This is a genomic window from Varibaculum massiliense (genome assembly GCF_900106855.1).
In the GTDB taxonomy this organism is placed as follows: Bacteria; Actinomycetota; Actinomycetes; order Actinomycetales; family Actinomycetaceae; genus Varibaculum; species Varibaculum massiliense.
The window spans coordinates 395,422-417,414 of sequence record NZ_FNWI01000004.1 but is presented as its reverse complement, the minus strand read 5'-3'; the positions used below and the strand labels follow the sequence as shown (position 1 = coordinate 417,414).

The window sequence follows — 21,993 nt, the reverse complement described above, 5'->3', positions numbered from 1 at the left end:
AGAAAAATGATTGATTTTCGCTATCACTTGGTGTCGTTGATGGCCGTACTGGTCGCCCTCACAATGGGGGTGGTGTTAGGAGCTGGTCCTTTGCAAGGCAAGATTTCCGACACTCTCACCGGGCAGGTGTCGCAGCTGTCTAAACAGCAGGCAGAATTGCGTGAAACCAATGAAGACCTAGTGAAACAAGCCAATAGCAGCGGTGAATATATCGGGGTGTTAGGAAGTAAACTCACTCCCGGGACTATGACCGATAAAAAGGTCGCGGTTATCAGGATGCCCGGGGTCAAAGAGGAAACCGTAAGTGGGCTTAACAGTCAGATTAAAGTGGCGGGAGCTGCGATAGTAAACACAGTGACCGTAAAAGATGCTTGGTTTAACGAAGATTCCAAATCCTATCGCGAAAGTCTGGCGCCCACTTTAGCTAGCAAACTGGGTGATACGGTCGATGCCAAAGTTTCTACTCAACAGGTGCTTTCTACCGCCCTGGCTGCTGGTTTAACCAGTGATGATGCCGAGGTGCAGGCTTTGGTATCTAACCTATCTGCGGGAGATGTTCCCCTGATTGGTGCCTCGGCTGTTAGTGATCCTGCTGAGTTCATCCTGGTGGTTAGCCCCGCTAGCAGCGAGAAGGACACCAAGGATTCCGCCCTAAACCTGGACTTAGAGTTCGTAAAAGGTATCGATAAGGTGTTGCCCAAGGGAACGGCTGTCGTAGGTAGCGCCAAAGATGAAACCAGCTACTTGACCCAGATTCGCTCCGAAAAACTGGCAGTTACCACGGTTGATGGGTTGGGATCAATGATGAGTAAAGTTTCTACCCCCTTCGCGCTCTTAGCAGACCAGGGTGGGACTAATCAGGCGTATGGTACCCAGCAGTATGCGACGCAACTGATTCCACCGATTCCCGCTCCCGCGAAGGAGGAATAGTTATGTCCCGGGCAATCCAGGGGGCGCTAGTCTCGGGAGCAGGGTATTTATTGGCTCGCAACTACCTGCGGAGACATCTTTCATCCCAGGATCATAAGCGTTATCAGCGGAAAAATTTTCATGGGGAAACCGTGAGTCTGACCGGGGGGATAAAAGTTGCTGCCGCCTGCTTGGCTTCGGGGCTGAGCTTGGCGGGCAATCGCGGCGGTCAAATGGGGGCGATGCTGCCGGTGGCAGCGGGAGCCGTCCTCGGATATTTAGATGATACTGGAGCCGAAACCCCCGTTAGCCAAAGTAAAAAAACCAACAGCACGCCAGATCAAAACCTCAGTGAGCCATCACTTTCCGGAAATAGAAAAGATAAACCTGCCGTTGCTAAAGGGTTTCATGGGCATCTGCAGGCTTTAGCTGAAGGCGAAGTTACCACCGGCACCCTAAAAATTGTGGGCATCGGAACTGGAGCCGCACTAGGAGCTATTGGGATTGGACGCTCGCGGAAAACTGGCCTGGTTTCCTGGGTGTTAGATACGGTTCTGATAGCAGGCAGCGCAAATCTGGCAAACCTCTTTGACCTGCGACCGGGGCGTTGCCTAAAGGTAGGGGCACTATGCGCGCTGCCGCTTAGCGGCGAAAAAGGGTCGTCAGCTCCTTTAGCTGGCGGAGCCTTGGCAACCAGTCTGCTTGCTTTACCCGCCGACCTGGGAGAGCGGGAAATGCTGGGAGATACCGGGGCTAATGCCCTGGGAGCACTGCTGGGAAGTGCCTGGGCGCAAAAGACCGGTACACTTGGAAAACTGCTGGGAGTCCTAGGAGTTGTAGGGCTTACGGTCGCCAGTGAAAAAATATCGTTTTCACAGGTAATTGCGAATACCCCGGGGTTGAAAACTATCGATAATCTAGGGCGCCGGCGTTGAAAAAAGCGGGGTTAAAGAACCGGCTGCCCGCTCTGGCTTCGGCTGTCGGGCTAATCTCTGTTCTTACCTTACTATCGCGAATTTTTGGTTTTGGGCGCTGGCTCACCCAGTCGGCTTGGGTAGGCACTGGTGCCTTCGCGAATGCCTACTCCACTGCTAATCAGCTCCCTACTGTACTGTTCGAGGTGGTCGCGGGCGGAGCGCTCGCGGGAGTAACTATCCCTATCTTGGCCGGTCCGATTGCTGACCGTCTGCACGCGGAGGTGCAACGGGTATCGTCTGCGCTGATTACTTGGGCTCTACTACTGCTCACCCCGGTAGGTCTGGCAGTGTTTTTACTGGCTCCTTGGATAGGGCAGGTAATGCCGTGTCCCCAGGGGGTAGATCCCCAGCTACAAGCCCATTTAATCAGTGTTTTCTTACAAATGTTTGCCTTGCAAGTTCCGCTTTACGGTTTATGTGTAGTGGGTACCGGCATCTTGCAGGCGCACGAGGAATTTCTGCTGCCCGCTCTAGGACCGCTATTAAACTCCCTGGTAGTGATCAGTACCTACGCGGTTTTTGGTTACCTTACCCCTTCGGTTGCCGATCCTGGCCAGGTGGCGCATAACGCCATCTTGATTCTGGGTTGGGGAACGACTGCGGGGGTGGCGGCGATGAGCCTGCCCCTGTTTATCCCTATCTATCGTCTAGGGATTCGCTGGCGTCCCACTTTGAAACTAGGAGAAGGACGCGGGCGTCAGGCATTGCGCCTGGCAGGCGCAGGTGTAGGTTCTCTAATCGCGCAGCAGTTCTCAGTGCTAGTGATTATCCTGGTGACCCGCAGTTATGGTGCAGAAGGTTCTTTGCCCATCTATCAGTATTCCCAATCGGTTTATATGCTTCCTTATGCGGTGCTAGCAGTGCCGATTGCAACTGCCATGTTTCCGCGGCTGTCTGGTCTGCTGCACCGGGGCGGGAAAGCAGCCTTTAATCCCGAATGTGCGGCCTCTACCCGGTTGGTAACCGTGGTGGGAATGCTGGGGTCAGCGCTTCTGGGAGCCTTGGCGCTGCCGGTTACTGATATTTTTACTCGCATCAATCCGGTACCGGGCATGCTCTGGGGGCTGGTGGCAATGGCTCCCGGAATCGTAGGTTATGGGCTGGTCTACCATGTTTCCCGGGTACTTTATGCTCTGGGAGGAGCCCGGCAAGCGGTGATTGCCGCCTCTGCTGGTTGGTTAACCGTTGCGGCTTTTTCCTGGGGTTTGGGAGCAACCTTGCCCGGAATGTTTTCCAGTCGGGCAAACGGAATCCTCTTAGCTCTGGGAATCGCGCAATCGGTAGGGATGAGCGTAGGGGCGCTGGGATTATTGCTTGGTTTGCGTCAGCTAGCTGGTCGGCAGGCAGTTAGCGGTGTGGGTCTCTCTGCCTTGAAGGCTGCATTCTTGGCGCTGGTATCCGGGGGAGCCGGCTGGTTCGTGTCCGGATACTTTATGGGGCTGTGGCCGAGCGTAATCGGGACTTTCGCGGCGGCCGCGATCGCGGGAATCGTGAGCGCCGCGATTATGAGCCCCCTAGTGATTCAGGAATTCCGCCAGCAAAAGCGAGGAGCGGCTCCGGTGGCTGATTCTGCAGAGGAAGAGGTCACGAAAAACCAGGAAGGCAACCTTGCCGACTAGCTACTATCAAGACAGAGTGGAAAGAGGAAGCATGGAACTGCGCGATGAAAACTATAGTTTCCCGGTAGAAAACCACCAGCTGATTTATCAGGGGAAAGTATTTGATTTTGTCAGTGATAGTGTGCGTTTTCACGCTGATGAAGAGGTCGCCCAGCGTGATTACCTGGCTCATCCGGGAGCAGTCGCCATCGCAGCGGTGCGTCCAGTATCTGGGGCGGATTCCTCCTCCCGGGAAATCTCCGATTGGGAAATTTTATTGGTGCGTCAATACCGGCATCCGGTGCGTGCCTTCCTCTGGGAAGTGCCAGCTGGGCTTTTAGATCACCAGGGTGAAGACCGCCTAGAGGCAGCTCAGCGAGAACTTTGGGAAGAAGCTAATCTTGAGGCCGAAACTTGGCAGGTGCTGGTGGATTTCTTCACTTCCCCCGGGGGCAGCAGTGAACATTTACGAGTGTTTTTAGCGCGCGAGGTTTCCTCTGCTACTGGCAAGCGCTTTGAGGCTAGCGAAGAAGAACGCGATATGGTCACCGCTTGGTTTACATTGGAGCAGGCTCGCGATGCCCTGCTATCTGGGAAGATGCACAATCCTTCAGCGATGGCAGCTATTTTGTCGGCGATTGAATCTTTGCGTCAGGGCTGGCAGGGGCTGCGGGAAACGGATTCGCCCTTTATTACCGATCCTCTACAGATTGAACGCTAAGAGAAAATCCGCTAGCCGCGAACAAATCTAGGGGGGACACTTTCGGGTTTTACCCGCGCTAACTTCTGCCTATTTCCGCGAATCTTCCTGTATCGCCGGACACACTTAGTTTTGGTCTGCTATTTTTGAAAGGCAGCTGTTACTAAAATGCGCTAGACTGAGTGCGGTCTATTTTTAAGGAGGGGGAAACGTGAGCGATACGGAGCCGACTCGGCAAACAGTTTTAGACTTAATCGTCGAAAAAGGACCGGTTACCGCCGCCCACTTGGCAAAAATCCTCCGTTTGACCACCGCCGCCGTCCGGCGCCATATCACCGCTTTAGAGACCGGACAGATGATTACGGTCTATGACCCTGCTCCCCAGGCAAAACGGGGTCGAGGGAGACCTGCTCGCCACTATATAGCGACTGGTAAGGGACGTGAAGGACTCAGCGAAGATTACTCTAAACTAGCCAGTCGGGCTCTTGGATTTATTGAACAGGTGGCCGGTCCGGACGGGATTGATACTTTCGCGGCCGCACATTCTCGCGATATTGAACGCCGCTATGCGCCGCTGATTAGGGAAGCCGGCTCCGATCCTAAAGCTCGGGCTCGCGCCCTCGCCGATGCTTTAACTGCCGATGGGTATGCGGCGACGGTCCGCGAAGTAGGAAACGGCGGTTTCGCGGTACAGCTTTGCCAAGGAAATTGCCCGGTTCAGGAAGTTGCTGGCGAGTTCCCGCAACTTTGCGAAGCTGAAACCCAAGCTTTTTCACGTCTTTTAAATGTCCATGTGCAAAGGCTGGCGACTTTAGCGGATGGGGAACACGTTTGCACCACCTCGGTGCCAATAGCTTTACCCAACCCCAAAATTCCCCGCAAGCCGGTAAACATGGCAGAGTAGGGCAGGAAGAAACAACAAAAGAGGGAATAAAACACAAATGACATCATCACCACCGGTGATTGCCACAAAAGAGCAGAAAGAGGCTGCTGACCAGCAGGTTATTGACTCGATTGGCACTCAATATGAGTACGGCTGGCACGACTCGGATGCAGCGGGACAAAGCGCTAGGCGCGGTCTCGATGAGGAAGTGGTGCGCTTTATCTCTGCCGAGAAGAATGAGCCCGAATGGATGCTGAAGCGTCGCCTCAAAGCGCTGAAGGTCTTTGAGCGCAAACCCATGCCGAACTGGGGACCGGATTTATCAGATCTGGATATGGATCAGATTAAATACTTTGTGCGCTCTACGGATCGGGTGGCAAATTCCTGGGAAGACCTGCCCGAGGATATTAAGAAAACCTATGACCGGCTGGGGATTCCCGAGGCGGAACGTGAAAGCCTGGTCTCCGGGGTAGCCGCCCAGTATGAATCGGAAGTGGTCTACAACCAAATCCGCGGTGACCTGGAAAAACAAGGGGTGGTGTTTTTAGATACCGACACTGCCCTGCGGGAACACGAAGACCTCTTCAAACGGTTCTTCGGCAAAGCAGTCCCTGCTGGCGATAACAAGTTTGCTGCCCTGAACACCGCCGTGTGGTCGGGGGGATCTTTCATCTACGTCCCCAAAGGGGTACACGTAGAGATTCCGCTGCAGGCCTATTTCCGGATCAACACCGAAAACATGGGGCAGTTTGAACGCACCTTGATCATTGCTGACGAAGGCTCTTACGTCCACTACGTGGAAGGGTGTACCGCGCCGATTTATAAGACAGATTCGCTGCACTCCGCGATTGTAGAGATTTTCTGCCTCAAAGATGCTCGGGTGCGCTACACGACCATTCAAAACTGGTCTACCAACGTCTATAACCTGGTAACCCAGCGGGCGATCTGCGAAGAAGGCGCCACTATGGAATGGGTAGACGGCAATATGGGGTCAAAAACTAATATGAAGTATCCCTCGGTTTACTTGACCGGAAAAAACGCGCGGGGGGAAGCGCTCTCCGTAGCGTTCTCGGGTGAGGGACAAAACCAGGATACCGGGGCAAAAATGTTGCACCTGGCGCCGAACACTTCCTCTTCGATTGTGTCTAAATCTATTTCGCGTAATGGCGGGCGTTCCTCCTATCGAGGTCTGGTACAGATTGCGCCTCAGGCTAAACATTCCAAGGCCTCCGTGGTTTGTGATGCGCTGCTGGTAGACCAGATTTCCCGGACGGATACCTACCCTTACGTGGATATTCAGACCGATGACGTAGAGATGGGGCACGAGGCTACCGTTTCTAAAGTTAGTGCTGACCAGCTCTTTTATTTGATGAGTCGGGGACTTAGCGAAACGGAAGCGATGGCGATGATTGTGCGTGGTTTTATCGAGCCGATTGCTCGGGAGCTGCCTATGGAGTATGCCCTGGAGCTTAATCGCCTGATTGAACTACAAATGGAAGGATCGGTGGGGTAATGGCCGAAATGGTAAAGCAGACAGGCCATAAAGTAGTCGCGGCTCCCTCGAGGGCGGATCGTCCCACCTCGTTTAACCTCGCTGATATCCCGATGCCGGGTGGACGTGAGGAGGATTGGCGATTCACTCCCCTCGAGCGGATAAAAATGCTGCTGGCGGATACTTTAGAGGGAGAAGCGCCCCGAGTTGAAGTTGCCGGACAGGTGGTGAGCAAAACTAAGCGGGTAGAGCTGGGCGCGTCCTCATACGTCGAAATAGCAGCTGACAGCGATATCCACGGAAAAGTAGGCGCCCCCGGGGACCGCGCTGCCGTAGTCGAGTGGAATAATCACCGCGACCTGGTAAACGTAGTAATCGCCGAGCAGCTCAGCGAACCGGTACGTATTAAGGTAATCGGGGAAAGCCGCCAACCGGCAGCTCAGCATATCTGCATTGATGTGAAACCGGATGCGAAAGCCTTGGTGATCCTGGAGCACATTGGGGATGTCCAGCTGAACCAGGGGGTAGAAATCGATGTGGAATCCGGCGCGCAGCTTGAGTTCGTTTCTATTCAAGAATGGGATAGAGCGGCAGTTCACGCCAGTAACCACCGGATGAGCGTGGAAAAAGATGGCAAGCTAAAGCATATTACGATTACCCTGGGCGGCGACCTGGTGCGGATTTGTCCCGACATTGAACTGGATAAACCGGGTGGGGAAGTTGAACTCTTTGGTGTCTACTTCACCGACACTGATCAGCATCAAGAACATCGTCTGTTCGTCAACCATAGCGCGGAAAACTGCCGCTCTGATGTGCACTATAAAGGGGCGTTGCAAGGTCAGCAGGCACACGCGGTTTGGATTGGGGATGTGTTGATTGGCAAGAAAGCCTTCAACACCGATTCTTATGAACAAAACCGTAACCTGGTGTTAAACGAGGGTGCCAAAGCCGATTCCGTACCTAACCTAGAGATTGAAAACGGCGAAATTGCGGGGGCTGGACACGCTTCGGCTACTGGACGTTTTGACGAAGAACAACTGTTCTATCTGCTGTCTCGGGGGATTCCGGAAGATATTGCCCGCAAAATGGTGGTGCATGGGTTCTTCGCGGAAGTGATTCGCCAAATCGGAATCGAGGAGATTGAAGAGCGACTCTTAGAAGCAGTTGACGCCCGGCTAGAAAAAGGGCCAGATCCGCTATGAGCCTCGAAAAAGTTTGCGACCTCAGCGCCCTGGAGCCCGCTGAGGCTCTGCGCGCCGAAGTCACCGATGAGCGGGGAAAAAGGATTCCGATTGCAGTGGTGCGCGACGAGGAGGGCGGTTGGCACGCCATCGACGCCCTTTGCACTCACGGAGACGTAGCTTTAGACGAGGGCGACGTAGAAGGATGCGCGATCGAATGTTGGGGTCACGGCGCCCAGTTTGATCTCAACACCGGACAACCTACTATGCCGGCCACCGAGCCAGTTAACTGTTATCAGCTTGAAATAAAAGGACAGGCGGTTTATGTTGACGCCTGCAGCCGCAGTAAAGGAAAAGAATAAATGGGGAAACTAGAAGTTAAAGACCTGAAAGTTTCGGTAGAAACTCCCGAAGGGGTAAAACAGATCCTGAAAGGTGCCTCCCTAACCGTAAATTCCGGGGAAAAGCACGCGATTATGGGACCGAATGGTTCGGGTAAATCTACTCTGGCCTATTCGATTGCCGGTCACCCCGGTTACCATATCGAGGGTGGGGAAGTTCTGCTGGACGGGGTAAATATCCTGGAATCATCTCCGGATGATCGGGCTCGTGCCGGTTTGTTCCTAGCGATGCAGTACCCGGTGGAAGTTCCCGGAGTAACCGTCTCTAACTTCTTGCGCACTGCCCGGACCGCGGTTGATGGGCAGGCTCCGCCGGTGCGCACCTGGGTAAAAGAGCTCAAAGAGGCCATGGAAGACCTACGGGTAGACCCCCAGTTCGCTAACCGCGACCTCAACGCGGGATTCTCGGGTGGGGAAAAGAAACGGTTAGAAATCCTGCAAATGCAGATTCTGCACCCCAAGTTCGCCATTTTGGATGAAACCGATTCTGGTCTGGATATTGATGCTTTGCGCACCGTGTCTGCCGGAGTTAATCATGCCCACGAAAAACTAGGTTGCGGTCTGCTGGTAATTACCCACTACTCGCGGATCTTGAACTACATTAAACCGGACTTCGTGCACGTATTTGCCAATGGGCGGATCGTGGATTCCGGGGGTAGCGAACTGGCCGACAAACTGGAAACCAGCGGGTACGACTCCTACCTGTAAGCCGCAGTTTAGTGGCCTGGTAAGTTGCTGGTTTTTGAGAGGACAAAGCTAATGGATTCGCCATTTACCGAGAGGGAACTGACGCGCTTGCGTGCCGATTTCCCGATTCTTTCCCGTACCGGGCGGGGAGGAAAACCAATAGTTTATTTAGATGCGGCGGCCACCTCGCAAAAACCGCTTTCAGTTATCGAGGCCGAGAAAGCTTTTTACGAGAACTCTAACGGGGCAGTCCACCGGGGTACCCACCTGCTGGCCGATGAATCTAGCCAGTATTTCGAGGACGCGCGCCTAAAACTGGCCACTTTTATCGGGGCGTCCCCGGAAGAAATCGTGTGGATCAAGAACGCGACCGAAGCGCTAAATCTGGTCGCCTATGCTCTCTCAAATCCCGGGATAGAGGGCGGAGCACCTCTGGTAGGGAAAGGGGCTCGGGTAGTTACTACTCGGGCGGAGCATCACGCCAACTTGGTGCCCTGGCAGCTGCTTGCCCAGCGGACTGGATGTGAGTTCGCCTATCTGGATCTAGATTCACAGGGGCGGATTGACTTAGAAACCCTAGACGTTATCACCCCGAATACCAAGGTAGTGGCGGTAACTCACGCTTCTAATGTGTCCGGGGCGATCACTGATATTGCCCCTATTACCCAGGCGGCTCACGCGGTGGGGGCGTGGGTAGTGGTAGATACCTGCCAGTCCAGCGCTCATCTACCGCTAGATGTTAAAGCCCTAGACGCGGATTTTGCCTGTTTCTCCGGGCATAAAATGGCGGGTCCCACCGGTATTGGGGCTCTATACGGCCGCCGGGAATTGCTAGAACAATTGCCGCCTTTCTTGGCAGGCGGTTCCATGATCGCTGACGTGACCATGGACAAAACTACTTTCCAACCTGTGCCGGAGCGTTTTGAGGCGGGCTCGCAGCCGGTTGCCCAAATTCATGCCTGGGCGGTGGCGCTCGATTACCTGCAGGAAGTGGGGATGGAGCGGATCCGCCGGCACGAATTGGCTTTGACTCAGTACCTGCTGGAAGGATTGGCGACTGTAAAAGACTTGCGGCTGCTGGGACCGGCGGACTACCGGGAAAGGGTTGGTCTGGCGGCTTTCGATTTCGCGGGGATTCACCCCCATGACGTGGGCCAGGTACTAGATGCCGAGGACGTGGCGATTAGGGTGGGTCATCACTGCGCCCTCCCGCTGCACGCCCACTATGGCCTGCGGGCATCTTGCCGGGCATCGCTATCACTGACTTCTTCCCGCGGCGATATTGATCGCCTAATCGAAGGGCTAGAGGTAGTTCGTAGTTTCTTTTTAAGGGGGCAGTAATGGTTTCAGCTATAGATCAGCTTTATCAACAGGTGATTATGGATCACGCTGCGGAAAAGCACGGCAGCTCCCCAGTGACCCCCTCGGACACCTCCTCCTATCAAGTTAATCCCACCTGCGGGGATGAGGTGACTTTAGAGGTTACTTTAGAGGGCGATACCCTAGCCGGTCTTGCCTGGCAGGGGCAGGGCTGTTCTATTTCTCAGGCTTCCCTGTCAATGATGAATGACTTGGTGGCAGGGAAATCTCTGGCGGAAATCGAGCAGCTTTGGAAAGACTTTGACCAAATGATGCATTCGCGCGGGCAAGAAGTGCCTGACAAAATACTAGATCCCCTGGAAGATGCCGCCAGCCTGCAGGGAACCTCCAAGTTTCCAAACCGGGTCAAATGCGCCCTCTTAGGGTGGATGGCACTGAGAGAATCAATCGCCAAAACGCAAGCGAGGCAAGAAAATGAGTGAAGAACGTCCCTGGGAAAACACTGCCGAGGTGCCGCAGCGTTTTCAGGAAGTAGCAGCCGGTAATGAAAATGCCGGTCCCTATCAACCCTCTAAAGTGCATCAACACGCTGACTCTTTCTCGGATCAAGAGCCAAATCAGATGGCTCCAAATACTGAATCTACGCAGGTAGCGCGAGAAAAACAACCAGCTGCCCAAACTTTTTCTGACCCCTCTGCGCCGCTTACCCCTTCTGAGGCGAAGGTAACCAAAGAGGATGTATTCGAAGCCCTCAAGGATGTTATCGACCCCGAATTGGGGATTAATATCGTGGATTTGGGGCTGGTCTATGGGGCGGAAATCCACCCTGATGGGGCAGTAACTCTAGAGATGACACTGACTTCTGCAGCCTGCCCACTCACCGATATGTTGGAAGAACAAACCCGTTGGGTTTTGAGTTCCATGGCGACCAGCGTAGCCATCAATTGGGTATGGATGCCTCCCTGGGGGCCGGATCGGATTACCGAGGAAGGACGTGAACAGCTACGGGCTCTGGGATTCAACGTTTAATGGGATAACATAGGCTTGCAGATAATCTAGCAAGGGGAAATCCATGGTACGTGGAGTCTGGTCAGAGGTCGGAAAACTTAAAAAAGTTTTAGTACACCGTCCGGGAAGAGAACTTGATCGGCTCACTCCCTCTAACCGCGAAAAATTGCTCTTTGATGATATTTTGTGGCTGGAAAAGGCGCAGGCAGATCACGATAATTTTAGTGCGACTCTTTCCTCTCAAGGTGCCGAGGTCGTGTATCTGCAAGATCTTTTAGCCGAAACTTTAGACTTGGAACCGGCACGAAAGTGGCTGCTGGAGCAAACTATTGATGAACGTTATTTTGGGGTGGCGCTTAGTGCTCCACTAAAGGATTATCTGGCGGGGCTAGCAAGCAAGCAGCTGGCCGAGATTCTGATTAGTGGTATGACCCGCGCAGAAATCGAGGCAGAGCTGGGGGCGGTGGCCTCCGCAGTGTTAGCGCGCGTGGGCAGCGAAGATTTGATTTTGGATTCGCTGCCTAATCACTTGTTTACCCGGGATACTTCCGCCTGGATTGGTGGGGCAGTCATGCTCTCGGCGATGAACAAGACTGCTCGCCGCCGCGAAACCCTAAACCTGCAAGCCATCTATAATTTTCACCCAGATTTTAGTGATAATGTTACCCAGTTTGGAGCGGGAATAGCCGATAGCCCGGCCGCTTGCGAGGGCGGCGATGTGGAAGTATTGTCTCCGGCTTCGGTACTGGTCGGTATGGGTGAGCGCACCAGTCCTGCCGGTTTCGAACGCCTAGCTGCCCGGTTATTGCTAGATTCGTCCTCCTCTATAGAAATGGTTACCGGTCTGATAATGCCGATGGAGCGTGCCCAAATGCACCTGGACACGGTAATCACCATGATTAACCGGGATACGTTCTATAAATACAAGAACCTGGGGATGTTGCCCAGTGTTATTGCCCGCCGAGACAAAGGCGGAAATATCTCTTGGCGTTACTATCCCGCGGAACAAATGCATCAAGTATTAGCGGAGGCCTGCGGGGTATCTTCGATAAATATCTTGCAAACCCCGCAATCTGATAGTGGAGCCGAACGCGGGCAGTGGAATGATGCCTGCAATCTGCTGGCGCTGCGGGAAAACGTGGTTACTTCTTATGACCGTAACTGGCAAACCATTGAATACTTGCGTTCACAAGGAATCGAAGTCCTGGAAGTTCCCAGTGCAGAGCTCGGGCGGGGGCGTGGGGGACCGCGGTGTATGACCTGTCCCCTCGAGCGCGCAGCTATCGAAAACTAGCGTTCAACTCCAGTAGAGCCGGAGAAAGAAATAAATAGAAAGGTTAAACTGTGGCATTACTATCTGGTCGCCATTTTCTAAAAGAACTTGATTTTACCGCCGAAGAGTGGCGGTACCTGCTGGATTTGGCGGCGCAGTTAAAAGCGGCAAAACGCGCAGGAACCGAACAGCCTTATCTAAAGGGGAAAAATATTGCCCTGATTTTTGAGAAAACTTCTACCCGCACGCGTTGTTCTTTTGAAGTAGCTGCCTACGACCAGGGGGCGCACGTAACTTTCCTGGATCCAGTGGCATCCCAGATTGGGCATAAGGAATCTATGGCGGACACCGCGCAAGTTCTGGGACGCTTCTATGACGGGATTGAGTTTCGAGGACGCCGCCAAGCGGATGTAGAAACTTTGGCGCGCCTATCGGGGGTGCCGGTTTGGAACGGACTTACCGATGAATGGCATCCCACCCAAATGCTATGTGACCAGCTAACTATGAGAGAGCATTCCGGACGGGACTTGCGCGATATTTCTTTTGCTTACCTGGGAGATGCCCGCAATAATATGTCGAATTCGCTACTGATTTCCGGGGCGATGATGGGCATGGATGTGCGGATTATAGGGCCGCGGCAGCTGTGGAATGAACAGTGCTGGATTGATAAAGCCCATGAAATTGCCGCTCAGACCGGCGCAAAAATCACCCATACTGATGATCCGGCTGATGGGGTCAGGGGCGCAGATTTCTTGTATACCGATGTTTGGGTTTCGATGGGGGAGCCAAAAGAGGTTTGGGACGAGCGGATTAAGCTGCTGTTGCCTTACCAGGTGAATGCACAGCTGATGGAGGCGGCGGGACCGCAGGCAAAGTTTTTGCACTGTCTGCCGGCTTTCCATGACCGGAACACCACCGTGGGGGAGGACATCTACCAAAAGACCGGGTTGGAGGCGTTGGAAGTGACCGATGAAGTGTTCTGTGGGGAACGTTCCATTGTGTTTGATCAAGCAGAAAACCGGATGCACACTATTAAAGCGGTGATGGTTGCCACTTTAGGTAATCTCTAGGTAAAGGAATTCGTAAAGAATCTCACTAGCTTGCCTTAGCGGTGGAGAGAAAAAATTCTTGTAGTCTTAAACCATGAATTTTGGTTTTAAAGGAAATCTGGCAGTTACTGCTGGAAAAATTGCCGCCTTTTCCTCCCGTACCTTGGGGAAAGGCTCCGGGGGGATGATTGGCGGGCGAGTGGCACAAAAGATTTGTCCCGATATTATGAGCCGCCTTGCCGCGGGGAAAAAGGTAACTTTAGTTACCGGCACTAATGGGAAATCTACCACCACAAAAATGCTGGTGAATGCCCTGCAACGGGCGGGGAAACAGGTGGCTACTAATCGCGGCGGCGACAATATGGAAAATGGGGTAATCGCCGCGATGATGGAAAATCCAGCGGCTCCCTATGTGGTTTTAGAAGTTGATGAAATGCATGTTCCCCTGGTCGCTGCGGAAGTCAAACCCCAGGTGTTGCTGTATTTGAATCTTTCTCGTGACCAACTAGACCGAGTGGGAGCGGTGGGTCATGTGGAAGAGCGCCTGCGACAGGCAGTAGCCCATAGCCCCCAGGCTACGGTAGTAGCGAATTGTGATGATCCGATGGTGACTTCAGCTGCCTGGGACGGAAAACAAAAGGTGTGGGTAAGTGTCGGTACTCGCTGGATTGATGACTCCCTGGTCTGTCCGCGTTCGGGTAAAGAAATTAAACGCGAGGGAGAGGATTGGTTTTCTACCGGCGAACCGACCTTCCGCCGCCCGCACCCCGATTGGAGCTACCAACTAGAGGGCTCGTCACCTGGTGAGGGCGAGTCAGTAATGGCAGGTACCGCTATGGAAGTGTCGGCGCCGGGGGGTAAACAATTGGTAGTGGTAAACCTACCGGGGCAAGTCAATCGGGGCAACGCCCTCATGGCTTTGGCAGCTGCCAGCGTATTAGGGGTGCCACTAACTGCTGCTGCCCAGGGAATCCCTCTCGTTAGTGAGGTTGCGGGGCGCTACGCTACCTGCCAGGTGGGGCAGGTTAAAGGGCATTTGCTTTTGGCTAAGAACCCCGCTGGATGGCGAGAAGCCCTCACTATGCGTCACGCTGGGGCGACGGGCGCGATTTTAGCGGTCAATGCCCGGATTGGTGACGGAACCGATCCTTCTTGGATTGAAGATATTGACTTCAGTCCTCTACGCGGTACCCCAAAAATTATTGTTTGTGGAGAATGTGCTGATAAGGTGCAATCCTGTTTGGATAAACAGGGGATAACCTGCGAAGTTGAAGACAGCGCCTATCGTGCTATCGGCATGTTCGGTTCTGGACAGGTCGATATTTTAGCTAACTACACCGCATTCCAGGATTTGCGGGCAGAACTAGGGGCCAAAGGACAGATTAGTTAAGTAGCTGCAAGGTAATAGGGGGGGCGGGTAGCTAAGCTACCCGCCCCCCTATATATAAGGAATCAGATTTTAAAGCAGCGGAAGTAAATCCCCGATTCCCTCAAATACTGCCTTGGGGCGATAGGGGAACTTCTGGATGTCCTCACGGGAAGTGGAGCCAGATAACACCAGGTAAGAGTCCATCCCGCTTTCTACTCCGGCGTGAATATCGGTGTCCATGCGGTCACCTACCATCGCCGCGTCTTCGGAGTGAGCTCCCAGTTTATTGAGCCCGGCGCGGAACATTACCGGATTGGGTTTACCCACGAAATAGGGGTTGCGCCCGGTCGCCTTGGTAATCATGGCGGCCACTGATCCTACAGCCGGCAAAGTGCCGTCCTCGGAAGGACCGGTAGTATCCGGGTTGGTGCAAATAAACTTAGCGCCGTTTTCGATGAGGCGGATCGCTTTGGTGATGTTGACGAAATCGTAGAAGCGGGTTTCCCCCAGGACTACGAATTCGGGGTTGCTTTCGGTCATCACATAGCCAGTTTCGTGAATCGCGGTGGTCAGCCCCGCCTCTCCGATAACAAATGCGGTGGAGTTAGGGGACTGGCTGTTTAAGAACTCGGCGGTAGCATTAGCAGAAGTCCAAATCCGATCTTCGGGAACTTCTAATCCAGAGGATTCTAGTCGCGCCGCGAGGTCACGGTTAGTGTAAATAGAGTTGTTGGTTAACACTAAGAACGGAGTTTCTTTGGCTTTTAGAGTTTCGATAAACTCGTGTGCGCCCGGGAGTGCTGTAGATTCGTGCACCAGCACGCCGTCCATATCGCTCATCCAGGCTTTAGGTTTACGTAGTTTACTAATATCGTTCATATCTTCATCCTATCGGTGTATCTCGCGATTGCTAAGCTTAAAGCCCTGATAGCCGCGCACTTCACACCGTAGGGAGCTGCCTTGCTTAGACAAGCGTGCCAGTTAGGTTCTTATTTAAATTTTGATAACTGTCGGTTTGCCTTACCGCCTGATACTTGGAAGTTTCCAGGTATCTATAGGGCTATGCATCTGAATTGCTAGTTAGTTCACGCGCATATCTAACACTTGCGCGGCCGTGGCGGCATCAATAACTAGCCGATTGGCGTAGCCATGTTCGAGGGCGACCCGAATAATCGCTACTTTCGCGCCACCTCCGGCAACCATAATCTTTTCGGGAATCCGCCGCAGCTGTGCCAAAGATATCGCCATAGTGCGGTCATTTAGTTCCGGCAAACACACCCTGCCGTGGGTATCGATGAATCGGGAACAAATATCGCCGACTGCTTTCTGCTCTAAAAACAGTTTCACATCCCGCGAGAGGGTGGGCAGGGACAAAAGATAGGAACTTTTTGCCGCATCCCCCACGGTAAAGACAGCTATTCGAGCATCTTGTCCTTGTTTCAAAGCTGCCGCCACCTGCTTTTCTTTCATCATCGCCTGTTTTGCTTCCGCGCTTTGAAACACGGTGGGCGCTCCTAACAGGTGTGCCTGTGCCTTAAAAGCATCGGCAAAACGATTGACGGCCTCGATCTCGCTTTGCCCGCGTGCAAACCCGCCTACCCCTCCGCGCAACTGCACAATCTCAACCTTCTTGCGTGGCTGCGCGGTCAGGTTCTTAGAGATTTCTTCGATGGTCCGCGACCAAGAAACCCCCACGGTATCGCCATCTTTAATCACCTTTTCCACCATTCGGGCTCCGGCTTCCCCCAGTGCTTTGCGGACTTCAATATCGGAGGGAGCGCTGGGATAAACCACCACCGCGTCCTCTAAACCAAAACGCGAAATCAGAGCCTTCGCAGTCGACGAGTCTGCTAGTCGGGGATCATTTACCGTGATTTTCACGTACCCTTTGGCGCGCGCATAGCGCAGCAGCTTAGAAACGGTAGGGCGCGAGATTCCCAGCCGGGCCGCCACTTCATTTTGGGGAAGGCCCCCATAGTAGGCTTTGGCGGCATCAATAGCTTGAATGTCTTTGCGACTCAGATTTACGGGCATGACTTTTCCCTTTGTTACGGCACCTTTGCTAAAGCACTATTGTAAACCGCCCGGTTAGCCTAGGGAAGTAGCTTCATCGCGGTGGCATTATGTTTTACTGCGCTATATGGAAATAAGGCGCTGTTGAGACCGGTAAAGTGGCAGGACTCTCCACACTAGCGGGGTACCAGGAGTCAGCTAGGATTTAGCATCGGAGAGTAGAGAAGCTGGCCCAATGGAAATAGTAAGCTTTTCTTGAATCTTCGGGGCATAGCTGGCTACTAACGCCGCCAGGAGCCAAGAAATGCTGATGGAATCCCAGCCCGGAATAAGCGCCCGGTAACTATCCTCAAATGTTTTTGCGCTGTTGTTTTTAGGGAGGACGGAACCGCGCGAACTCTCACCGGTTACGGAAATTCCGCAGGAGTTAATGAAGGCTATCGTTTCCCTAGCAGCTCCCGAAGCTGACCGGGTATCTGCGGTGACGGATAAAATAGCGGTGGTGGTCGCAGCAATTAATTCGGAAGCCATCCATTGCGCGGCTGCCTGATAGCTACTAAAATCCGGAGTCAGCTGGGAAAACTCTGCGCTGGTAGTGGGATCAAACTGAAAAATAACTTCTGAAATCCGGAGCTGGTAAAGCTTTTCAGTAGCTTTCCAAAATGCCTCTAGCATCTGAGATATAGCAGCTGGTGAATCCGTAAAGCTGGGAGCAATAAAATATGCGGTCGCTTCAATATGCTGCTGCCTGGGTTTTACAGTAGCTTCTGCAACTTGCCATATTTCTCCATGGTCATATCGCTCCGGAAAATTATCGATAAAAGCGTTCTGCCAGGCATAGATAGCATTAACCAGCGGCTCGCTGCCCTCTTCTACTTCCGGTAGGGGGCTACCTGGTTTTCCAAGTAGGGAAATATAGAAGCCGCAAAACATGGTTATTCTTCACCTCCACCTGCTCTGCCGGGGATGCTGCTCGCTCCGACCTACTCCTATCCTCGAAAATACGGGAAAGTAGCGGGGCAAGCAATAGCCGTATCAGTTTTAACTACTGGCAGCTCCTGGGTAGAATCGCGGGGTGATTAATGCGCAAGATATGGAAGTGCGGATCGGGCAGCGGCTCTTGGTCTCCCGCACCAATTTGCGGATTGATAAAGGAATGCGCATCGGCCTAGTTGGGCGCAATGGCGCTGGTAAAACCACTACTATGCGCTTAATCGCGGCGCTAGTGGCTCTCGGTAAACACCGCTCCAGCGGTTCCCTCAGTGAGGAAGAAGCCCAAGAGTTAATCGACAATATCGATTTTCAAGGAAAAGTGACTTCCTCAGGGTCGGTAGGGTATCTGTCACAAGACCCGGCAGTGGGGGTGAAACAAAAGGACGGGATTTCCCGGATAATGGCGGTGCGGGATTTGGATCGCACTTTGCGGGCAATCGAGAACGCTCAAGAAAAAATGTCCACTACCAGTGGGGAAACGCAGGCGAAGGCGATAGAAAGATACGCCCGCCTGGATGAAGAGTTCACCCGCCTCGGCGGGTATGCTGCCCGCTCCGAAGCTATGCAGATCGCCCACAACTTAGGGCTTGACCAAGCCGCGCTCACGCAGCCACTGGCGACCCTTTCCGGAGGGCAGCGCCGACGGGTCGAACTGGCGCGGGTACTGTTCTCTCAGCCGGACGTCCTGCTTTTAGATGAGCCCACCAACCACTTAGATCATGACTCCATCATTTGGCTCCGGGATTTTCTGCGTACCTATGCCGGCGGCTTCGTAATGGTCACCCACTCTACCGCGCTGCTAAAAGACACGGTAAACCAGGTTTGGTACTTGGATGCCTCCCGGGCGGTGATTGATCAATACAAACTGGGCTGGGATGCCTACCTGAAGCAGCGCGCCCAAGATGAGGCGCGGCGGCGCCGGGAGCGCCAAAATGCCTTAGCAAAAGCGCAGGCATTGCGCGAGCAAGGCGAAAAAATGCGCGCCAAAGCCACTAAGGCAGTCGCGGCGCAGCAAATGCTGCGCAGAGCCGAGGAACTGGTTAAAGAGGCCGGAAATGAAACCAAGGCCGAAAAAGTTGCCCGCCTGCGGTTTCCCACTCCGCTAGCTTGCGGAAAAGTGCCGCTGAACGCGCGCGGCCTCGCGAAATCCTATGGCAGCCTGGAGGTATTTAGCGGCCTAGATTTATCAATCGACCGCGGTAGCAAAGTGGTGGTACTCGGGGAAAACGGAGCCGGTAAAACCACGCTGCTGCGGCTGCTAAACGGGATTGAATCGGCAGATGCGGGGGAAGTTGTTCCCGGTCACGGCCTCAAACTGGGATACTATGCCCAAGAGCACGAAACCTTGGATCCCGCTCGCACGGTTTACGAGAATATGACCGCGGCGGCTCCCGATCTGGATGAAACCCATGTGCGTAACATCCTGGGACAGTTTCTATTTTCCGGGGAGGACGCTTTTAAGCCGGCCAGTGTGCTTTCTGGGGGAGAAAAAACCCGGCTAGCTTTAGCCACCTTGGTGGTAAGTGGCGCTAATGTGCTGCTGCTAGATGAACCTACCAATAACCTGGATCCGGCGTCTCGGGAAGAAATCTTGCACGCCCTCGATCAATACGAGGGCGCAGTAGTGCTGGTAACCCACGATCCGGGGGCGGTGCAGGCGCTGAATCCGCAGCGGGTGTTGCTGTTGCCCGATGGGGACGAAGATTTGTGGAGTGATGATTACCTGGATCTGGTGGAACTGACTTAGCTAGGTGTCGGCCTTCGTCGGTACTTTGTCGGCGCTAGCGGATAATCCGGGTTAATTCAAAGTTGCCGTATCTACCTGGCTAAAAGGAACCACTTTAGTGGGAAAAGACCTATATGCCAGGTACTGCTGTAAAAACTCGGTATGTTCGTCGCAAGTCAGCCAGGTTTTGTGTACGGGGCGGGGAATTTTGGGGTTACGCCACAGTACCGCTTTGGTTGCCGGGGATTCGCATCCGCGCGCCGAACAGATATTGTCTTCTGGTCCTCTAGCTAAAGCCATACCTCTCCTTGTCCTTAGTTTTCATTCTAGAGGCTTAGCTAGGATAGAGCTATGAGCTACGAATTAACGCTGGTGCGCCACGCCCAGGCTGGTTATGGCCAGGGCGACCACTCTCGTCCTCTAACTCCGGCGGGGATACGGCAGGCGCGGGAGTTGGGGGCGTTATTGGGTAAAAAGGGCGTTGAGGTAGCGCTGATTTTGCATTCTACGGCGGCTCGCGCCACTCAAACTGCCCAGCAGATCGGCAGGGCCTACCCGGATGCGCAGCTACTGGCAGAGGACGAGCTGTATCATTGCTCCCCGGAGCGGCTGCTGCGTTTAGTGGGGGAGTATGGACCGGCAGGGGGTAAAGCCATTTTGGTAGTAGGGCATGAGCCCATTATTTCCATGACTGCCCAGCTTTTAGCACCGGAAAACGCTGGCGTTCCTTATGGGGTATCCACCGCTACCGCTATCGCTTTTCAAGTTCCCGGCTTTACTCATCTTGTCTCTGGTAACGGGGAATTATCTGGGGTTTTTCACGCCCCGCTGCGCCAATAGCCGGGGTACACTTAGAAGCTTTCGCGATGCTGTTACCGCCAAGGCGCTGGTAGATAGAGCTCGGGGGCACTTCTTTTGAAGTGCCCCCCCGGTAACTCTTAGAGCTTTGGCTTAATGATCTACGACCATCCCCTTGGGAACTACGGTGATTCCGCCCTCGGAAACTGTAAAGCCCCGTTCGCGGTCTTTATCGTGATCAACGCCGATTTGTACCCCTTCAGCTACGCGCACATTCTTATCCAAGATGGCGTTATGAATCACTGCAGAGCGTTCCACATCGACCCCATTCATCAACACCGAGCCATCGACAGAGGAGAAGGAGTGCAGATGCACCATGGGAGAGAGCATAGAGCGCTCCACCCGCGCCCCGGAAATAATTACTCCCGGCGAAACAATAGAATCCAGAGCCATGCCCCGGCGAGTCTGATCGTTAAAAGTACTCTTAGCGGGGGGCAGCCACGCATCTAGTTTCGTGTAGGTTGGCCAGTCAAAGTTATAGAGGTTGAACACCGGAGACACCGACAACAAGTCCAGGTGAGCCTCGTAGAAGGCATCGATAGTACCGACATCACGCCAGTAGTCACGGTCACGATCGGTAGCGCCTGGAACTTCGTTTTCAATGAAGTCATAGCAGTTAACCCCGCCATGCTCTACGAAGTACGGCACCAGATCCCCGCCCATATCGTGCTTTGACTCCTCGTTCTTGGCATCTTCTTCTAGGGCTGCCACTAGATCTTTAGTGGTGAATACGTAGTTGCCCATAGAGGCCAAGAACTTGGTGGGATCATCAGGAAGCCCCTCGCAGGTATCGGGTTTTTCGATGAAGCGATTAATCGTTCCGTTGGTTTGGTCAATTACGCCAAAAGCACTGGAAAGTTCAATCGGTTGCCGAATCCCGGCTACCGTACATGGCAAACCGGATTTAATATGGTCATCGACCATTTGAGAAAAGTCCATGCGGTAGATGTTGTCCGCGCCGATAATCAAGATGTAATCCGGATTTTCATCGCGCACGATGTTTAACGACTGGTAGACCGCGTCTGCACTGCCCCGATACCAGTGTTTGCCCCGCCGCTGCTGGGCGGGCACCGGTGCCACATAGTTACCCAGTAAATCCGACATCTTCCAAGTGGTCGCCAAGTGGCGGTCCAGAGAGTGCGATTTGTATTGAGTGAGGACTACCGAGCGTAGATACCCGGAGTTCACCACGTTGGAAAGTGCGAAATCAATCAAACGATAAGTGCCCCCAAAGGGAACCGCAGGTTTCGCCCTATCTAAAGTAAGGGGCATCAGGCGTTTACCTTCACCACCGGCCAGAATCATTGCTAAAACATTTTTTTTACCCATGACGTCAGCATATGTCAAGCAACACTTACCGCGTGGCGATTTGAGCTCGATTAATTAAACGGTAATAGTCCGCTTACGTAGAATTTAAAAAATATTAGTTTTCCCCGGCTCTTTTCTCCGAGTACAGGGCAGAGGTAATCCTTGGGACGGGATTTTTCTGCAGGGAGACACGAAGGTTTCCCGTTTCTGCCCCGCGCCTTCACGATTCTACTAACCTGGTAAATAGC

General features: G+C 53.5%; 22 protein-coding genes. 17 read left to right on the top strand and 5 right to left on the bottom strand.

Translation table 11 applies throughout. The features are described from left to right. The first annotated feature begins 6 nt into the window (after positions 1–6). The 15 genes from BQ5456_RS01960 (at position 7) to BQ5456_RS01890 (ending at position 14,868) form a co-directional block, all read left to right on the top strand. Positions 7–930 carry a copper transporter gene (locus BQ5456_RS01960; RefSeq protein WP_071128515.1) on the top strand — a complete coding sequence of 308 codons (924 nt, stop codon included), beginning with the start codon at positions 7–9 and terminating at the stop codon, positions 928–930. A gap of 2 nt (positions 931–932) precedes the next feature. After that, on the top strand, positions 933–1,844 hold the full coding sequence (locus BQ5456_RS01955) for a hypothetical protein (protein WP_071128514.1): 912 nt from the start codon (positions 933–935) through the stop codon (positions 1,842–1,844). Further along, positions 1,841–3,505 carry a murein biosynthesis integral membrane protein MurJ gene (murJ, locus tag BQ5456_RS01950; RefSeq protein ID WP_083378296.1) on the top strand — a complete coding sequence of 555 codons (1,665 nt, stop codon included), beginning with the start codon at positions 1,841–1,843 and terminating at the stop codon, positions 3,503–3,505. The genes BQ5456_RS01955 and murJ overlap by 4 nt, the downstream gene beginning before the upstream one ends. Positions 3,506–3,536: 31 nt before the next feature. Next, positions 3,537–4,205: an NUDIX domain-containing protein gene (locus tag BQ5456_RS01945; protein ID WP_071128513.1), complete on the top strand. Its 669-nt coding sequence runs from the start codon at positions 3,537–3,539 to the stop codon at positions 4,203–4,205. A 190-nt stretch (positions 4,206–4,395) separates the two neighbouring features. Next, entirely contained in the window at positions 4,396–5,088 is a 693-nt protein-coding gene (locus tag BQ5456_RS01940; RefSeq protein WP_071128512.1) for a helix-turn-helix transcriptional regulator, read from the top strand. Between the two features lie 37 nt (positions 5,089–5,125). Continuing rightward, the gene (sufB, locus tag BQ5456_RS01935) at positions 5,126–6,580 is read left to right on the top strand and encodes a Fe-S cluster assembly protein SufB (RefSeq protein WP_071128511.1); all 1,455 of its coding nucleotides are present in this window, start codon (positions 5,126–5,128) and stop codon (positions 6,578–6,580) included. After that, entirely contained in the window at positions 6,580–7,761 is a 1,182-nt protein-coding gene (gene sufD / locus BQ5456_RS01930; RefSeq protein WP_071128510.1) for a Fe-S cluster assembly protein SufD, read from the top strand. The genes sufB and sufD overlap by 1 nt, the downstream gene beginning before the upstream one ends. Next, on the top strand, positions 7,758–8,102 hold the full coding sequence (locus BQ5456_RS10230; protein WP_071128509.1) for a non-heme iron oxygenase ferredoxin subunit: 345 nt from the start codon (positions 7,758–7,760) through the stop codon (positions 8,100–8,102). Before sufD ends, BQ5456_RS10230 begins: the two co-directional genes overlap by 4 nt. Continuing rightward, positions 8,103–8,849, top strand: coding sequence for a Fe-S cluster assembly ATPase SufC (gene sufC / locus BQ5456_RS01920; protein ID WP_071128508.1), 747 nt, complete (start codon positions 8,103–8,105; stop codon positions 8,847–8,849). Positions 8,850–8,900: 51 nt separating this feature from the next. Continuing rightward, positions 8,901–10,169 (top strand): SufS family cysteine desulfurase, encoded by a 1,269-nt coding sequence (locus BQ5456_RS01915; RefSeq protein ID WP_071128507.1) that lies wholly within the window; start codon positions 8,901–8,903, stop codon positions 10,167–10,169. Continuing rightward, positions 10,169–10,630 (top strand): Fe-S cluster assembly sulfur transfer protein SufU, encoded by a 462-nt coding sequence (gene sufU, locus BQ5456_RS01910; protein WP_071128506.1) that lies wholly within the window; start codon positions 10,169–10,171, stop codon positions 10,628–10,630. Before BQ5456_RS01915 ends, sufU begins: the two co-directional genes overlap by 1 nt. Positions 10,631–10,769: 139 nt before the next feature. Next, a complete protein-coding gene (locus BQ5456_RS01905) occupies positions 10,770–11,177 on the top strand; it encodes a metal-sulfur cluster assembly factor (protein WP_071129873.1) in 408 nt (135 codons plus the stop codon). 43 nt (positions 11,178–11,220) lie between these two features. Beyond that, on the top strand, positions 11,221–12,450 hold the full coding sequence (locus tag BQ5456_RS01900; protein WP_071128505.1) for an arginine deiminase: 1,230 nt from the start codon (positions 11,221–11,223) through the stop codon (positions 12,448–12,450). 50 nt (positions 12,451–12,500) lie between these two features. Beyond that, positions 12,501–13,499 carry an ornithine carbamoyltransferase gene (gene argF / locus BQ5456_RS01895; RefSeq protein WP_071128504.1) on the top strand — a complete coding sequence of 333 codons (999 nt, stop codon included), beginning with the start codon at positions 12,501–12,503 and terminating at the stop codon, positions 13,497–13,499. 73 nt (positions 13,500–13,572) lie between these two features. Next, complete coding sequence (locus BQ5456_RS01890) at positions 13,573–14,868, top strand: MurT ligase domain-containing protein (RefSeq protein ID WP_071128503.1); 1,296 nt, start codon at positions 13,573–13,575, stop codon at positions 14,866–14,868. Positions 14,869–14,937: 69 nt separating this feature from the next. On the opposite strand, the gene BQ5456_RS01885 is transcribed toward BQ5456_RS01890, so the two are convergent. The 3 genes from BQ5456_RS01885 to BQ5456_RS01875 all read right to left on the bottom strand — a co-directional run bounded on the left by BQ5456_RS01885 (position 14,938) and on the right by BQ5456_RS01875 (position 17,793). Continuing rightward, positions 14,938–15,726, bottom strand: coding sequence for an HAD-IIA family hydrolase (locus BQ5456_RS01885; RefSeq protein ID WP_071128502.1), 789 nt, complete (start codon positions 15,724–15,726; stop codon positions 14,938–14,940). 201 nt (positions 15,727–15,927) lie between these two features. After that, positions 15,928–16,881: a sugar-binding transcriptional regulator gene (locus tag BQ5456_RS01880; protein WP_071128501.1), complete on the bottom strand. Its 954-nt coding sequence runs from the start codon at positions 16,879–16,881 to the stop codon at positions 15,928–15,930. A 177-nt stretch (positions 16,882–17,058) separates the two neighbouring features. Continuing rightward, positions 17,059–17,793, bottom strand: coding sequence for a hypothetical protein (locus tag BQ5456_RS01875; RefSeq protein ID WP_071128500.1), 735 nt, complete (start codon positions 17,791–17,793; stop codon positions 17,059–17,061). Between the two features lie 142 nt (positions 17,794–17,935). Between BQ5456_RS01875 and BQ5456_RS01870 the strand changes: the two genes are divergently transcribed. After that, positions 17,936–19,600, top strand: coding sequence for an ABC-F family ATP-binding cassette domain-containing protein (locus BQ5456_RS01870; protein ID WP_071128499.1), 1,665 nt, complete (start codon positions 17,936–17,938; stop codon positions 19,598–19,600). Positions 19,601–19,651: 51 nt separating this feature from the next. Here the strand turns inward: BQ5456_RS01870 and BQ5456_RS01865 are convergent, their stop codons facing one another. Then, positions 19,652–19,879 carry a hypothetical protein gene (locus BQ5456_RS01865; RefSeq protein ID WP_071128498.1) on the bottom strand — a complete coding sequence of 76 codons (228 nt, stop codon included), beginning with the start codon at positions 19,877–19,879 and terminating at the stop codon, positions 19,652–19,654. Positions 19,880–19,930: 51 nt separating this feature from the next. Here BQ5456_RS01865 and BQ5456_RS01860 point away from each other — a divergent pair, with 51 nt between their 5' ends. Continuing rightward, entirely contained in the window at positions 19,931–20,419 is a 489-nt protein-coding gene (locus BQ5456_RS01860; RefSeq protein WP_071128497.1) for a SixA phosphatase family protein, read from the top strand. Between the two features lie 111 nt (positions 20,420–20,530). On the opposite strand, the gene BQ5456_RS01855 is transcribed toward BQ5456_RS01860, so the two are convergent. Next, positions 20,531–21,766 carry a glucose-1-phosphate adenylyltransferase gene (locus tag BQ5456_RS01855; RefSeq protein WP_071128496.1) on the bottom strand — a complete coding sequence of 412 codons (1,236 nt, stop codon included), beginning with the start codon at positions 21,764–21,766 and terminating at the stop codon, positions 20,531–20,533. Positions 21,767–21,993: the final 227 nt, after the last annotated feature.